The organism is Chelatococcus sambhunathii, from assembly GCF_001418005.1.
Classification (GTDB): domain Bacteria; phylum Pseudomonadota; class Alphaproteobacteria; order Rhizobiales; family Beijerinckiaceae; genus Chelatococcus_A; species Chelatococcus_A sambhunathii.
Window position 1 is genome coordinate 195,215 of the sequence record NZ_LIOL01000003.1, and the last position, 13,309, is coordinate 208,523.

Genomic DNA, 13,309 nt, shown 5'->3' on the forward strand with positions numbered 1-13,309 from the left:
GGCCGCGCGGCACCTGCGCCACTGGCAGGATAGATGTCAAGCGCGGCGAATCTTTGCGGCGGATCAAAGCGCTGCCGGCGCGGTGGTGGCTGGATGCGCCCGGCCGCCGCCGGCGTCGGGGCGGCGCGAGGCGCTTAGGGACATGCACGGTACTGCGGAACAAGACATCCTGTGCCGGACCGACCTGTTCCGCGGCCTGTCCCCGGATTCGCTGCGGGCACTGCGCCGCAGCGCCACCCGCCGCCGGCTCGCGACGCAGGACCCCGTCTTCCACCAGGGCGATCGGGCGGAGACCTTCTATGTCGTCGCGGAGGGCCGCCTCCGGGTGACACAGACGACCGCCGACGGCCAGCAGGTCATCATCCGTTATGTCGGCCCGGCCGAGCTCGCCGGCCTAGCCGTCCTTGCCGGCGACGATCTTCATCCAAGCACGGCGACCGCCGTGGCGGACAGCGAGGTCATCGGCATCTCCCGCGCCGTCATCCGCGAGATCATGGCACGTCACCCGGAGGTGGCGATGAATGCCGTGTCCGTCATCGCGGCACGCTATCGCGAGATGCAACAGCGCCTGCGCGAGATGTCGACGCAGAATGTCGAGCGCCGCATCGCCCACACCATCCTGCGCCTAGCCCGGGAGGCCGGCCGGCGCACCGCACGTGGCATCGAGATCGCCTTCCCGCTCTCGCGCCAGGATCTCGCCGAGATGACGGGGACGACGCTGCACACCGTGAGCCGCACCCTGAGCGCCTGGGAAGGCCGCGGCCTCGTCGACAGCGGTCGCCGGCGCGTCGTCGTGCGCCGGCCCCATGAACTCGCCATGCTGGCGGATGCAGCGGGCTGAACCCGCTCACCACCGCTCCGACGCGAGGACCAGCGCACGGCTCGCGTCCTCCTTGTCGACAAGGCGGCGCAGGCGCGCCGCCACGCGCCGCCAGGCGCTCTGCTCGTCGAGCACCAGACGGATGCCGAGATTGGCCGGCGGACGGCCGACGGAGCAGCCCCCCGCCTTGGCGTCGCCGATGAAGTCCGACACATAGCCGCGATGGGCGCCGGCCACCGTCCGCACGCCGCAGTTGACGGTGGGCTTGCCGGCGAGCGCACCCTCCTCGTCGAGCCGGTAGCGGGCAAAGCAGGTGCTCGTCCAGTCCCAGACATTGCCGCCGATGTCGAGCACGCCGTGCTCGTTCGCGCCGAAGCTGCCGAAGGGTTGGGGCTCAGCCTCGGCCACGATCTCGCGGCGCGATTCCTCGTCGTAGCGGGCGAGCCAGCGATTGGCGACGTCGCCGCCCGGATCGTCGCTCACGGCATCGTCCACGAGGCGCGAACCGGCAGCATAGGACCATTCCTCGTCGCTCGGCAGGCGCCAGTTGCGGCCGGTCTTTTCCGACAGCCAGGCGGCATAATCGCTGGCGTCGTGCCAGGTGACGCCGACGACCGGCAGGTCGTCGCGCCCGACCGCCCCGCCGGGAGCCGGACGGCAGGCGCCGTCTGCAACGCAGCGCCCGTACTCGGCGGCGCTCACCTGCCGCTTCATGATCATCACGGGCTGCTCGACAGGCATCTCGATACGCGGGCCGTTGACCGGCCGCTTGCCGCGCATGAACTCCCCGGGCACGCGATAGTCGAAGCGCCCCGGCGCGATGTGCACGACGTCGGGCATGGCCAGTTCCGTTTCCGCCGCATCGGCCCGGACAGCGAGGCCGACGAGGGCAAGAGCGGTGCCGAGAAGAAGGGTGCGAAGAACGCAGCGCATGGCGGAATGATCCGGAAAGGGCGGGCCATCCCCAATGGAGGACGGCCCGCAGGGGTCAGTGAACCGCGGGAGCTGCCGCCCCATCGACGGCGCCGAGCTTATCGCCCGCGCCGATCGGCTCCGGCGGACGTACCTGCTTCATGAGGTCGTCGTCCCAGGTGCCGTCGACCTTGAAGTGCGCGGTCGCACCGAGTTCGAAGGCCTCGATGAGATTGTGGTTCACGTAGGCATAGACGCCGGGCTGCAGGAACTTGTAGAGCGCAGCCCCGGCCGAGCCGCCCCGAATGAACCATGTCTCGAGGTCCTTCTCGGGCGGGTTGGCGAACTTGCCGGTCTCCCAGACATAGTCGCCGTGGCCGCCGATGAGGTGGGGACGGGTGTCGCGATTGGCCTGCGAGTGCACGATGAGCACCTTCTCGCCTACCTTGGCCCTGAGCGCCTTCTCGCCAGTCAGGGCACCGACGGCGCCGTTGAAGACCACGTGCGTGGGGGTGAGCTTGCGCATCACCTCGATGGTGTCAGCATAGGAGTCGCCGACGGTCTCGTAGGTCTTGAACTTGCCGTTCTCGTCCCGCGGCACGTAGAAGTCGTTCTCGCCGACGTAATAGACCCGGTCGTAGGTCAGCGAATTGCCCTTCTCGTCCTTGAGACCATCGCGCGGCAGCACCATCACCGTGCCGCTCATGCCAGACACCACATGCCAGGGCACCATACCCTCGGGTGCGCAGTGGTAGACGAAGACGCCGGGGCGGGTTGCCTTCCAGCGCAGCACCACCTGCTCGCCGGGATGGATGAGGGTCAGCCCGCCGCCACCGAGCGCGCCGGTCGCGGAATGGAAGTCGATGTTGTGCGGCATGGTGTTGGTTTCGGGGTTGATCAGCGTCAGCTCGACGTAGTCACCCTCGTGCACCACCATCATCGGACCCGGCACCGAGCCGTTGAAGGTCATCGCCTGCAGCTTGGTGCCCTCGTTGTCGATGACGAGTTCCTTCTCCTCGACCTTCATCGTGAACTGGACGACCTTGGGCCCGTCCTTGGCCACCTGCTCGTGCGGGTGGACGAAGGGCGGAGCGACCAGCTCCACCTTCTGGCGCGGCATGTTGGACAGGTCGTCCGCCATGGCCGGCACCGCGACGGCGATGGCCGACATCGCCACACATGCCAGGATATTGCGCCGGGTGAACATGGTTTTCTCCGTTGCGTGTTGCCTTGTTCGATGAGGCAAGCCTCGCATGCAGGCCCCGCCGGAATTTGCGTATTCGCAACTTCCCCGGGGCCCGCGATCCGGATGTTTGTGCTGGCACAAAGAGCCCGGCGGGGAGCTCAGACCGCCGCCGCTGGAGGCGGGTTCTCGCCCGTCCATTCCACCCCGCCGCCCGGCAGGCCGAGGAGCGAGACGGCCCGCCGCGCCGTTGCGTCGACGACGTCGGAAACCGTCTGCGGCTTCATGTAGAAGGCGGGCACCGGCGGGGCGACGACGGCGCCAGCCTCGCTCACCGCTGCCATGGCCCGGATATGGCCGATGTGCAGCGGGCTCTCGCGCACAAGGAGCACGAGCCGGCGCCGCTCCTTCAGGTGCACGTCGGCGGCGCGCACCAGGAGGTTGTCGAGGATGCACCCGGCGAGCGCGCCCAGGGTGCGGATGGAGCAGGGCGCCACCACCATGCCGGCGGTGCGGAACGAGCCGCTGGCGATCGACGCGCCGATGTCCTCGCACGGATGACGGATGGACAGGCGCTCGATGCGTCCGAGGGCGTGGGGTCCGACCTCGTGGGCGAGCGTGCGCTCGCCGGAGCGGGTAACGACGCTGTGCACCTCGATGCCGCCGAGCCCGGCCAGCAGTTCGACGGCGCGCAGGCCGAGCGCCGCGCCCGAAGCGCCCGAGATGCCGACGACGATGCGCGTGCGCCCGTTCATGCGCCTCCCTCCTCGATGCCGAGACGCCGCCAGAGCGCGTCGACACGCGCCGCGACCGTCGGGTCCTGCCGGATGACGCGGCCCCATTCGCGCGCCGTCTCCGGCCCGATCTTGCCGGTGGCGTCGATGCCGAGCTTGCCGCCGAGGCCCGGCTTCGGCGAGGCGAAGTCGAGATAGTCGATGGGCGTGTCCGCGAGCTGCACGAGATCGCGCGAGGGGTCGGAGCGGGTCGAGACCGCCCACATCACCGCCGCCCAGTCGCGCACGTCGATGTCCTCATCGACGACGATGAGCATCTTCGTATAGGTGAACTGCGGCAGCATGGACCACAACCCCAGCATGAGCCGGCGCGCCTGGCCGGGATAGCGCTTGGCGATCGCCGCGACCGCGATGCGGTAGGAGCAGGCCTCGGGCGGCAGCCACAGGTCGACGATCTCGGGGAACTGGCGGCGCACCAGCGGCAGGAAAATCTCGTTGAGCGCCTCGCCGATGCGCGAGGGCTCGTCCGGCGGCCGGCCGGTATAGGTGGACAGGTAGATCGGCGCGCGTCGCATGGTGACGGCGGTGACATTGAGCACCGGGAAGTCCTCGACCGAATTGTAATAGCCGGTGTGGTCGCCGTAGGGCCCCTCGGGCGCCGTCTCCTCGGCCGAGACGAAGCCCTCGATCACGATCTCGGCTTCAGCCGGCACCATCAACGGGATGCTGACGCAAGGCGTAAGCCGTGGCCGCTCGCCGGCGATAAGGCCCGCAAAGCCCACCTCCGACACCGTCTCGGGCAGCGGCAGGACGGCGGACAGGATGAAGGCGGGATCGGCTCCGATGACCACGGCGACGGGCATGTCGCGCCCGCGGGAGCGCCACTGGTGGTGGTGCTTGGCCCCGCCGCGGTGGGCCAGCCAGCGCATGATGGCCCGGTCGCGGCCGATGACCTGCATGCGGTAGACCCCGACATTGACCGTGTCCTCCCCGGCATCCTCCGGCGGACGCGTGATGACGAGCGGCCAGGTAATGAGCGGCGCCGGCTCCCCCGGCCAGTGGGTCTGCACCGGCAGGAGGCCGAGGTCGATCGCCTCGCCGGTCAGCACCCGCTCCTGGACGGGAGCGCTCGCGACACGCCGCGGGCGCATGGCCATCACGGCGCGGGCGAGCGGCAGCTTGCCCATAGCCTCGCCGAGGCCACGCGGCGGGCGCGGCTCGCGCAGCTCCGCCAGCATCTCGCCGAGGCCGGCAAGGCCATTTCCGGGCGAACCGTCGTTGCGCCGCCCGAAGCCGAGGGCAACGCGCTCGACGGTGCCGAAGAGATTGACGAGCACGGGGATGTCCGACACCGCGCCGTCGGCCCGCACCGGCCGCTCGAAGAAGAGGGCCGGCCCGCCGGCCTCGAGCACGCGGCGATGGATCTCGGTCATGTCGTGGCAGATGGAGACGGGCTCGGCGATACGTCTGAGCTCGCCGCGCCCATCGAGATGGGCGAGGAAGGCGCGCAGGTCGCGGAAGGGGGGCTGTCGGCGCAGCGTCAAGGGCTGTCCTTCGGGCAAGCGTTGCGGATCCGCGGACAGCACAGCCCCGGCGCCCCGCCGTCTTTGTCCTGGCGCAAGAAGGGGCGCGGCGCCCGGGTGTATAGGGCGGCTGGAGGAGACCGACATGCCATCGGAACAACCTGCCCGGCGTGCCGCCGGGCACGAGGAAGCCGCCGCCGACACGCCCGGCCGGGTGCCGCTCGTCGTGCAGCTCGCGCTGCGGCCCTTGCCGCTCCTGCCGCTGCAGCCCATCCTCGCGGCGACGCTCAGGGCGGTCCTTGCCAATCATCCCGGCATCTTCGAGCGGCTCGGCCCGCACGCGGGCAAGCGCTTCGGCCTCGCGCCGACGGACCTGCCGCTCGCCTTCCTGCTCGAGACCCTGCCGCGCCGCCCGCGCATCACGGCGGTGCGGGCGCTGCCGGCCCGCCTAGACGTCACCATCCGCGGCTCGATCGCGGCCCTCATCGGGCTGGTCGACGGTGGCTATGACGGGGATGCGCTCTTCTTTTCGCGCGACCTCGTCGTCGAAGGCGACATGGAAGCGGTCGTCGCCCTGCGCAACGCGGTCGACGATGCGCAGATCGATCTTGTGCGCGAGGGCTGCGGCAGCCTCGGCCCCCTCGCCGCGCCCGCCGAGCGGCTGCTGCGCAGCCTACTGCCGCGCCCCGTCACCGACCCCGGAGCCATGCCATGGAACTGATCTGCCCGGCGGGAACGCCGGCCGCCCTGCGCGCCGCCGTCGATGCCGGCGCGGACGCCGTCTATTGCGGCTTTCGCGACGAGACCAACGCCCGCAACTTCCCCGGCCTCAACTTCTCCCGCGCCGAGATGGCCGAGGGCATCGCCTATGCCCATGCGCGGGGCGCCAAGGTGCTCGTCGCCATCAACACCTTTCCCCGTGCCGGCCAGCTCGGCCTCTGGCAAGGCGCGGTCGACGACGCCGTGGCGGCGGGGGCCGATGCGCTGATCCTCGCCGATGTCGGTCTCATCGCCTATGCCGCCGCGCGCCACCCGGCGCAGCGCCTGCACGTCTCGGTGCAGGCCGCAGCGGCGAACCCCGATGCCATCGCCTTCTATGTCGAGGCCTTCGGCGTGAAGCGGGTGGTACTGCCGCGCGTGTTGAGCGTGCCCGAAATCGCCGCCATTACCCGTGCGACAGCCTGCGAGACAGAAGTCTTCGTCTTCGGCGGTCTTTGCGTGATGGCCGAGGGGCGCTGCTCGCTCTCCTCGCATGCCACGGGCCAGTCGCCCAACATGCACGGCGTCTGCTCGCCGGCGAGCCACGTGAGTTACCGGGACGACGGCAATACGCTCGTCTCGCGCCTCGGCGACTTCACCATCAACAAGTTCGCCAAGGGCGAGCCGGCCGCCTACCCCACCCTGTGCAAGGGCCGCTTCCGCACCGGGATCGGCGCGGGCTACATCTTCGAGGAGCCGGTGAGCCTCGACGCGGTGGAAATGCTGCCGGGCCTGAAGAAGGCCGGCGTCACGGCGCTCAAGATCGAAGGTCGCCAGCGCGGCCGCGCCTATATCGCGAGCGTTGTCGCCTCCTTCCGTGCCGCACTTGCCGCCCTCGAGGCTGGCCGGCCGATCACCGGAGCCGGCCTCACGACCATGACCGAGGGCCAGACGACGACCGTCGGCGCCTATCGCAAGACTTGGCGCTAGACCAGGCGGCGCTGGATCGGCGCCGCGCTTTCGCAGCGAGGACTTCATGGAACTGACGCTCGGGCCCGTGCTCTTCAACTGGCAGGCGGACGACTGGCGCGACTTCTATTTCCGCATCGCGGACGAGGCTCCGGTCGAGACCGTCGTCGTCGGCGAGGTGGTCTGCTCGAAGCGCATGCCTTTCTTTGCGCGCCACCTGCCGACCGTGGCCGAGCGGCTGACCGCGGCGGGCAAAGAGGTGATCTTCGGCTCCTTGGCGCTCGTCGCCCTCGAGCGCGAGCGGCGGCAGATGGAGGAATTGGCGAAGAGCGAGGACCTGACGGTCGAGGCCAACGACGTCTCCGTGCTGCGCCATCTCGCCGGCCGGCCCCACGCCATCGGGCCCTTCGTGAACATCTACAACGAGGCGACCGCCGCCTTCTTCGCGTCACGCGGGGCACGGCGCATGTGCCTGCCGCCCGAACTGCCGGCGGCCTCCGTCGCCGCCATCGCGGCCGGGGTGCCGGAGGTGATGGTGGAGGTCTTCGCCTTCGGGCGCGTGCCACTCGCCATCTCGGCGCGCTGCTATCACGCCCGCCTCCACAAGCTGACCAAGGACAACTGCCGCTTCGTCTGCGAGAAGGATCCGGACGGCCTCGCCGTGGAGACGCTCGACAACGAGCCCTTCCTCACCGTCAACGGCGTGCAGACGCTGTCGCAAACGGTGACGAATCTCGTCGGCGACATCGACCTGCTGCGCTCGGCCGGCATCGGCGCGCTTCGCCTGTCGCCCCAGTGCTGCGACATGGTCGCCATCGCCCGACTGTTCCGCGAGGTCATCGACGGCCGGCGCGAAGCGCGTGAGGCCGAGGCCGCGCTCGCCGAGGTCTATCCCGGCGCGGTCTTCGCCAATGGCTTCGTGCATGCTGAGCCGGGCGTGCGGCGCGTGGGGGCATAGGGCTGAGGGAGACGGACCAATGGCCGAGGCGAAGCGCCGCGACGAGACCGAGGTACTGCTGAGCCGACTCTCGGCCATCCTCACCCGGCTCGACATCGACTGCACATGCCGCGAGACGCTGAACGGCGCCATCGACCGCTTTGCCCGCCTCGAGGTGCGGCGCCTCGCCCGCCGACGGCTGGCCGAGGCGCGCGACTGCAAGGACCGCATCGGCGCCATCCTTCATCTCCTCTCGGAGCTCGACCAGATTACCGAGGGCGAGAGCGACCGCTCGGTCTTCGCCGAGATGGCGCTGCTCTTCGACGAGATTGCCGCCTCCGCCGCGGGAGGCGCCGCCGCATTGCGCCGCATCGAAGCGTAAGGCCTCAGCCGCCGAGGCGCGGACGCGTCAGCACGGGCCAGTAGACGAGCCCGAAGCCGAGGAAGGCGAGCGCCCATGAAAGCCCCGCCGTATGGATCAGCGGCGTATAGAAAGCCGGCAAATAAGCCGCGCCGATGCGGGCCAGAGTGGCGAGGACTACAAGGCAATATATGGCCTGCGTCGCAGCGGACGCGACAAGCGCCCGGCCGGTGTGGCCGAGGCTGGCGCGCGTCATGACCGCGAGCGTCATGGCGCCCACCGCCCCGCCCGTCCAGGCGTGGATGCCGGCCTCGGCGGGCACACCCGTCAGCGCCGCGATGCCGACGAGGAGGAAGCCGAGCGGCACGAACAGATAAGCGACGTGCAGGATGAGCACGAGCCGGTCGCGCGCCGTCCTTTCCCCCGCCCAGCGCGCCAGCCGCACGGCCTGCAGGAGACTGCCGAGGACCAGGAGCGTGCCCGGTACGGGCCCCTCCGGCACGGCCACCCACAGCGCGAGCGCCAGGACGCTCGCAATCATAGACACGACGTCGTAGCGGTTGAAGGCGACGGGCAGGCGGCCCGGATTTTCTCGCGCCAGCCAGTTGCGTGTGAAGCTCGGCACGATGCGCCCGCCGATGAGCATGATGAGCGCGATCGACACCGCCGTGCCCATGCGCGCACCATACTGCGCGATACCGAAGAGAGCCGCCTCCACATGGAAGACGACATTGCCGGCGAAGAGGAGGCCGACCGCGATGAGGACCTTCAGGTTGCGCCAGTTGCTGCCGGCGATGATCTCGCGCGCCGTAGCGAGCGCGACGAGGAGGAGGAAGCTGCAGTCGACGATCGCGGCCGGCCACGCGCCCCATAGCGCCGATCCGGTCACGGCGATGCGCCCGGCGATCCAGGCGGCCACGAGCACCGCGAGGGGCTTTCCCTGGATGGGCAAGCGCCCCGTCCAGTTCGGCACGGCCGTGAGCAGGAAGCCGGTGACGATGGCCGCGACATAGCCGAAGAGCATCTCGTGCACGTGCCAGTCGCGCGGGGAGAAGGCGGTCGCGAACTCCAGCTGGCCGTGGAACATCGGCACCCAGGCGAGGATGGCGAGGCCGGCGTAGATCGCCCCGAGGAGGAAGAAGGGCCGGAAGCCGTAGGAAAGGAGAGCCGGGCCGGTGTAGCGGCGCAGGCGCGGGATGGCGTTCATCGCTCGCTCGTTCGTCAGGAGGAAGGGCGCGGGGGGCAGATCGGCGGCCGTGACGCTGCCGGGTGCTGCCGCGAGTTGCAGCGATGATATCCGCCAAGCCGCCCGGCCCGATTTGATCCATGACAAAGACTCTGCCTGTCCAGGGCGCTTTAGCCTGACGATGACGGAGCCGCGCCTCCTCCGCGGCGGCCCCGGAATGGAGCATGCTATGACGAGCGTCGACCCATCAGTGATTGCGGACGTGCCGCTCTTTGCCGGTCTCTCGCGGGCCGAGCATGAGGACATGCTGCGCGACGCGAAGGCAATCCGCGTCGCCAAGGGGCGCCCGGTCTTCGCCCAGGGCGAGGCGGCACATTCCTTTTTCGTCCTCGTCCACGGCCACCTGCGTGTCATGAAGCTGACACCGGACGGGCAGCAGGTCGTCGTACGCTTCGTGGTGCCGGGCGAGATCTTCGGCGTCGCATGCGCCATCGGCTGCAAGACCTATCCGGCAACCGCATCAGCCGTCATCGACAGCGTCGTGCTGGTCTGGCCCTCGGCCGTCTGGCCCGAACTGATCGCCCGCTGGCCGGCGCTGGCGAGCCGCGCCATGCACGCCATCGGCGGCCGCCTGCAGGAAGCACACACCCGTGTCGTCGAGATGTCGACCCGTCAGGTGGAGCAGCGCGTCGCCCATGCCCTCCTGCGCCTCGTGCAGCAAGCCGGCCGCAAGCTCGACAAGGGCGTGGAGATCGCCTTTCCCATCACCCGGCAGGACGTGGCCGAGATGACCGGCACGACCCTGCACACGGTGAGCCGCATCCTCAGCGCCTGGGAGGAGCGCGGCCTCGTCGAGGGCGGACGCCAGCGCATCGTGGTGCGCGAGCCGCACCAGCTCTTCATCCTCGCCGAAAGCAGCCCCGGCGCCTCCGCCTGAACGCTTAGGACGCGCAGCCGCAGCCGCAGCCGCAGCTCTCTCTGCACGGCTCGGCCGCGAGCGCACGCAGTGCGGCGAGGAAGACCGGCAGCTCGACGCCATGCTCGCGGCAGGCCTCCTCGACCGTGTGGAAGCAGCCGATCGGGCAGCCGACGCAATGCATGCGCTGTTCGAGAAAGGCCCGGATGGTCGCCGGCCAGCGGCGCATCACCTCGTCCACATAGTCGCTCGCCTCGATGGTCATGGCGTCGTTCCCGGATGCATGCCGCATCATTGCGTTACGAAGAGCATCACGGCGATGGCGACCGAGGCCGCCACAGCCGCGAGCGTCGCGCCGCCGCGCAGGGCGCCCATGCGATGGAGCGCGAGGGCGAAGATGACGATGAGGGGAGCGGCCACCGTCAGGCCGATCTGCGCCTCGCTCATGCGATGTTCACCCCGTTTGCTCGATGCGACGGCACCATCATGCCCCGGCGCGCACGGCCGGTTTTTGTCCCAGCGCAACGAGCCGGCGCGCAGCGAGCGTCTACCAACCATCCGGACGGAGGAACCGGAGCAATGACGCAGCTGGACGTCGAGGAGCATGCCGCGACAGCCTTGCCGGAAGCGGGCTGGGGGCCTCTTGCGGGCCTGCCTGGCCATCCCATGATGTGGGTTCTGATCGCGAGCGAACTCGCCGTCTTCGGCGCCCTCATCGTCGCCTTCGGCATCGCGGGCGCGCTCGAACCGGACCTGTTCGCCGCCGGCCGCGCTCGCCTCGATCCCCTCCTCGGCGGTATCAACACGCTCGTCCTCGTCACGAGCGGCTTCCTTGCCGCGATGGCCGTCGACGCAGCCGATGCGGGGCGCCGGCGTACCGCGCGCCTTCATGTCGCCGGCGCGATTATCCTCGGCGGTCTCTTCGTCATCGTGAAGCTAATCGAGTATCAGGCGAAATTGGCGGCCGGCATCGGCATCGAGACCGACCGCTTCTTCACGCTCTATTTCCTCGTCACCGGCTTCCATCTGCTGCACGTTTTGCTCGGCATGGTCATCCTCGCCGCGGTCGCGGTGACCGATGCGGACCTGCGCACCGGCACCGCCTTCTGGCACATGGTCGACCTCGTCTGGGTCGTCCTCTACCCTCTCGTCTATCTCGCCGGATGACAGTGATGCGCTCCTCGCCCGTCCGCATCTGGCTCGTCCTCGTCGTCCTGACGCTCGCAACGATCGCAGTAGGCCTGCCAGCCACCGCCGCGCCCTGGCTCGCGGGCCTCGTCGTACTCGGCCTCGCTCTCGCCAAGGGTCGGCTCATCGTGCTTGACTTCCTCGAACTGCAGCGCGCGCCACGGCTCTGGCGCGGCCTCGTCATGGCCTGGCTCTGGGGCGTGACGGGCCTTGCCGTCCTCGCCGGCCTCATCCCGCTTCTCCTTGCCGCCTGAGAAGCGGCTGAGGTGCTCGTCCTCCGGCGGACAAGCGCCGGCCGCGATCAGTTCCCTCGGGCCGAGAGTCGGATGACATTCCAGGACGCCGGCGCCAGTCGCACCCGCACGCGATCCCCCGTGATCTCGACGCCTTCGAGAGATGCGGGCTTGATCTCGTCCGGACGGTCCTTCGTGTTCGTCGCCTTGAGATCGCCGTGGTGCAGCTCGTGGGCCTCGCCCAGTGAGAGCGCGCCGAACCCGCGAACCTGTGTTTCGACTGTAAGCGTTTCCGTGAGATTCCGGTTGAGGGCGAAGAGAGTCACGGTGCCCTCGTCGAGGTTGTCGACGACAGCGAGCTTGAGATAGGGGACATCCGGCATCGGAAAGCTCAGCTCGGACGTGCCGCGCGGATCGTAGTAGACGGTGGTATAGACCGGCGATGACACGCGGGTCTGAAGCACGCGCCCGCGCCCGAACCTGCTCATGTCACGGAAGGGATAGAAGATCGACTGTCGCCACGCTGGCCCGCCCGTCTCGGTCATGATCGGGGCGATGGCATTGACGAGTTGCGCGAGGCAGGCGCTCTTCACGCGGTCGGCGTGGTTGAGCAGCGACAGGCAGGCGCCGCCGAAGGCGAGCGCATCCTGCATGTCATACACCTCCTCGAGGATCGGCGGGGCCACCGGCCAGCCGAGCTTGGTGCGCCCCTCGTTCTTGCGGCGGGTGCGGTACCAGACGTTCCACTCGTCGAAGCTCAGCATGATGCGCTTGGCGGAACGGCGTCGGGCGGCCACCGCATCGGCGATGGCGACCACCTCCTCGATGAAGCTGTCCATCAGGTCCGCACTCGCGAGGAAGGACGGCGTGTCGTCGGCGTAGTTGTTGAGATAGGTGTGGAGCGAGATGAATTCGACATGGTCGAAGCAATGCTCCAGCACCGTGTCCTCCCAGCTGCCGAAGGTTGGCATGTTGCGCGAGGAGGAGCCGCAGGCGGCAAGCTCGATCGTGGGGTCGATCCACTTCATCAGCTTGGCTGCCTCGGTGGCGATGCGGCCGTATTCCGTCGCCGTCTTCATCTCCATCTGCCAGGGGCCGTCCATCTCGTTGCCGAGACACCAGAACTTCACACCGTGCGGCTTCTCCCAGCCATGGGCACGCCTGAGGTCCGATAGTTCCGTTCCACCGGGGAAGTTGCAGTATTCGAGGAGTCGACGGGCATCGTCCGGGCCGCGGGTGCCGAGATTGACGGCGAGCATCGGCTCGACGTCCGCAGCCCGGCACCAGTCCATGAACTCGTTGGTGCCGAAGGTATTGGGCTCGGTCGACATCCAGGCGAGGTCGAGCCGGCGCGGCCGCTTCTCGACGGGCCCGACCCCGTCCTCCCAATTGTAGCCCGAGACGAAATTGCCGCCCGGATAGCGGATGATCGTCGGCGCGAGCTCCCGCACGAGGGCGAGCACGTCGCCGCGGAAGCCACGCTCGTCCGCCGTGGGGTGGCCTGGTTCGTAGATGCCGCCGTAGACGCAGCGCCCGAGGTGCTCGACGAAAGCACCGAACAGGCGGGGATCGGTGTCCCCGATGACGAAGTCGCGATCGACGATGACGTGAGCTTCTTTCATGATGGCTCCAGGGATCGGCAGGAGTG

At 69.2% G+C, this 13,309-nt stretch carries 16 protein-coding genes; 8 read left to right on the forward strand and 8 right to left on the reverse strand.

The window, feature by feature from the left end; all coding sequences use genetic code 11:
- The first annotated feature begins 142 nt into the window (after nt 1–142).
- The gene (locus tag ASC46_RS07490; RefSeq protein WP_055458671.1) at nt 143–841 is read left to right on the forward strand and encodes a Crp/Fnr family transcriptional regulator; all 699 of its coding nucleotides are present in this window, start codon (nt 143–145) and stop codon (nt 839–841) included.
- A 6-nt stretch (nt 842–847) separates the two neighbouring features.
- Here the strand turns inward: ASC46_RS07490 and ASC46_RS07495 are convergent, their stop codons facing one another.
- The 4 genes from ASC46_RS07495 to ASC46_RS07510 form a co-directional block, all read right to left on the reverse strand.
- On the reverse strand, nt 848–1,753 hold the full coding sequence (locus ASC46_RS07495) for a formylglycine-generating enzyme family protein (RefSeq protein WP_055458672.1): 906 nt from the start codon (nt 1,751–1,753) through the stop codon (nt 848–850).
- 55 nt (nt 1,754–1,808) lie between these two features.
- Nucleotides 1,809–2,939 carry a copper-containing nitrite reductase gene (gene nirK, locus ASC46_RS07500; RefSeq protein WP_055458673.1) on the reverse strand — a complete coding sequence of 377 codons (1,131 nt, stop codon included), beginning with the start codon at nt 2,937–2,939 and terminating at the stop codon, nt 1,809–1,811.
- Between the two features lie 137 nt (nt 2,940–3,076).
- Nucleotides 3,077–3,670, reverse strand: a complete 594-nt coding sequence (locus tag ASC46_RS07505) for a UbiX family flavin prenyltransferase (protein ID WP_055458674.1) — start codon at nt 3,668–3,670, stop codon at nt 3,077–3,079.
- Nucleotides 3,667–5,193 carry a UbiD family decarboxylase gene (locus ASC46_RS07510; RefSeq protein ID WP_055458675.1) on the reverse strand — a complete coding sequence of 509 codons (1,527 nt, stop codon included), beginning with the start codon at nt 5,191–5,193 and terminating at the stop codon, nt 3,667–3,669. The genes ASC46_RS07505 and ASC46_RS07510 overlap by 4 nt, the downstream gene beginning before the upstream one ends.
- Nucleotides 5,194–5,317: 124 nt before the next feature.
- Between ASC46_RS07510 and ubiT the strand changes: the two genes are divergently transcribed.
- The 4 genes from ubiT to ASC46_RS07530 are packed head-to-tail and all read left to right on the forward strand — an operon-like array spanning nt 5,318 to nt 8,159.
- The gene (ubiT, locus tag ASC46_RS07515) at nt 5,318–5,893 is read left to right on the forward strand and encodes a ubiquinone anaerobic biosynthesis accessory factor UbiT (RefSeq protein ID WP_245280501.1); all 576 of its coding nucleotides are present in this window, start codon (nt 5,318–5,320) and stop codon (nt 5,891–5,893) included.
- Nucleotides 5,884–6,861: a ubiquinone anaerobic biosynthesis protein UbiU gene (ubiU, locus tag ASC46_RS07520; protein ID WP_055458676.1), complete on the forward strand. Its 978-nt coding sequence runs from the start codon at nt 5,884–5,886 to the stop codon at nt 6,859–6,861. The genes ubiT and ubiU overlap by 10 nt, the downstream gene beginning before the upstream one ends.
- A 46-nt stretch (nt 6,862–6,907) precedes the next feature.
- Nucleotides 6,908–7,798, forward strand: coding sequence for a ubiquinone anaerobic biosynthesis protein UbiV (ubiV, locus tag ASC46_RS07525; protein ID WP_055458677.1), 891 nt, complete (start codon nt 6,908–6,910; stop codon nt 7,796–7,798).
- A gap of 19 nt (nt 7,799–7,817) precedes the next feature.
- Nucleotides 7,818–8,159, forward strand: a complete 342-nt coding sequence (locus ASC46_RS07530; RefSeq protein ID WP_055458678.1) for a hypothetical protein — start codon at nt 7,818–7,820, stop codon at nt 8,157–8,159.
- A gap of 4 nt (nt 8,160–8,163) precedes the next feature.
- Here ASC46_RS07530 and ASC46_RS07535 read toward each other — a convergent pair whose 3' ends face one another.
- Nucleotides 8,164–9,345 carry an NnrS family protein gene (locus tag ASC46_RS07535; RefSeq protein WP_055458679.1) on the reverse strand — a complete coding sequence of 394 codons (1,182 nt, stop codon included), beginning with the start codon at nt 9,343–9,345 and terminating at the stop codon, nt 8,164–8,166.
- A gap of 208 nt (nt 9,346–9,553) precedes the next feature.
- Between ASC46_RS07535 and ASC46_RS07540 the strand changes: the two genes are divergently transcribed.
- A complete protein-coding gene (locus tag ASC46_RS07540) occupies nt 9,554–10,261 on the forward strand; it encodes a Crp/Fnr family transcriptional regulator (RefSeq protein ID WP_055458680.1) in 708 nt (235 codons plus the stop codon).
- Between the two features lie 4 nt (nt 10,262–10,265).
- On the opposite strand, the gene ASC46_RS07545 is transcribed toward ASC46_RS07540, so the two are convergent.
- Nucleotides 10,266–10,505, reverse strand: coding sequence for a DUF1858 domain-containing protein (locus ASC46_RS07545; protein ID WP_055458963.1), 240 nt, complete (start codon nt 10,503–10,505; stop codon nt 10,266–10,268).
- A 26-nt stretch (nt 10,506–10,531) separates the two neighbouring features.
- The gene (locus ASC46_RS21520) at nt 10,532–10,687 is read right to left on the reverse strand and encodes a hypothetical protein (RefSeq protein ID WP_096335257.1); all 156 of its coding nucleotides are present in this window, start codon (nt 10,685–10,687) and stop codon (nt 10,532–10,534) included.
- A gap of 132 nt (nt 10,688–10,819) precedes the next feature.
- Between ASC46_RS21520 and ASC46_RS07550 the strand changes: the two genes are divergently transcribed.
- Nucleotides 10,820–11,407 carry a cytochrome c oxidase subunit 3 gene (locus tag ASC46_RS07550; RefSeq protein WP_055458681.1) on the forward strand — a complete coding sequence of 196 codons (588 nt, stop codon included), beginning with the start codon at nt 10,820–10,822 and terminating at the stop codon, nt 11,405–11,407.
- Nucleotides 11,408–11,412: 5 nt separating this feature from the next.
- Complete coding sequence (locus ASC46_RS07555; RefSeq protein ID WP_055458682.1) at nt 11,413–11,682, forward strand: cytochrome C oxidase subunit IV family protein; 270 nt, start codon at nt 11,413–11,415, stop codon at nt 11,680–11,682.
- Between the two features lie 47 nt (nt 11,683–11,729).
- Here ASC46_RS07555 and arfA read toward each other — a convergent pair whose 3' ends face one another.
- Nucleotides 11,730–13,283, reverse strand: a complete 1,554-nt coding sequence (gene arfA, locus ASC46_RS07560) for an arabinosylfuranosidase ArfA (RefSeq protein ID WP_055458683.1) — start codon at nt 13,281–13,283, stop codon at nt 11,730–11,732.
- Nucleotides 13,284–13,309: the final 26 nt, after the last annotated feature.

Coding starts and splice junctions, on each gene's coding strand:
- ASC46_RS07490 (WP_055458671.1), top strand. CDS start 143: ATGCACGGTACTGCGGAACAAGACATCCTGTGCCGGACCGACCTGTTC.
- ASC46_RS07495 (WP_055458672.1), bottom strand. CDS start 1,753: ATGCGCTGCGTTCTTCGCACCCTTCTTCTCGGCACCGCTCTTGCCCTC.
- nirK (WP_055458673.1), bottom strand. CDS start 2,939: ATGTTCACCCGGCGCAATATCCTGGCATGTGTGGCGATGTCGGCCATC.
- ASC46_RS07505 (WP_055458674.1), bottom strand. CDS start 3,670: ATGAACGGGCGCACGCGCATCGTCGTCGGCATCTCGGGCGCTTCGGGC.
- ubiT (WP_245280501.1), top strand. CDS start 5,318: ATGCCATCGGAACAACCTGCCCGGCGTGCCGCCGGGCACGAGGAAGCC.
- ubiU (WP_055458676.1), top strand. CDS start 5,884: ATGGAACTGATCTGCCCGGCGGGAACGCCGGCCGCCCTGCGCGCCGCC.
- ubiV (WP_055458677.1), top strand. CDS start 6,908: ATGGAACTGACGCTCGGGCCCGTGCTCTTCAACTGGCAGGCGGACGAC.
- ASC46_RS07530 (WP_055458678.1), top strand. CDS start 7,818: ATGGCCGAGGCGAAGCGCCGCGACGAGACCGAGGTACTGCTGAGCCGA.
- ASC46_RS07535 (WP_055458679.1), bottom strand. CDS start 9,345: ATGAACGCCATCCCGCGCCTGCGCCGCTACACCGGCCCGGCTCTCCTT.
- ASC46_RS07540 (WP_055458680.1), top strand. CDS start 9,554: ATGACGAGCGTCGACCCATCAGTGATTGCGGACGTGCCGCTCTTTGCC.
- ASC46_RS07545 (WP_055458963.1), bottom strand. CDS start 10,505: ATGACCATCGAGGCGAGCGACTATGTGGACGAGGTGATGCGCCGCTGG.
- ASC46_RS21520 (WP_096335257.1), bottom strand. CDS start 10,687: ATGAGCGAGGCGCAGATCGGCCTGACGGTGGCCGCTCCCCTCATCGTC.
- ASC46_RS07550 (WP_055458681.1), top strand. CDS start 10,820: ATGACGCAGCTGGACGTCGAGGAGCATGCCGCGACAGCCTTGCCGGAA.
- ASC46_RS07555 (WP_055458682.1), top strand. CDS start 11,413: ATGCGCTCCTCGCCCGTCCGCATCTGGCTCGTCCTCGTCGTCCTGACG.
- arfA (WP_055458683.1), bottom strand. CDS start 13,283: ATGAAAGAAGCTCACGTCATCGTCGATCGCGACTTCGTCATCGGGGAC.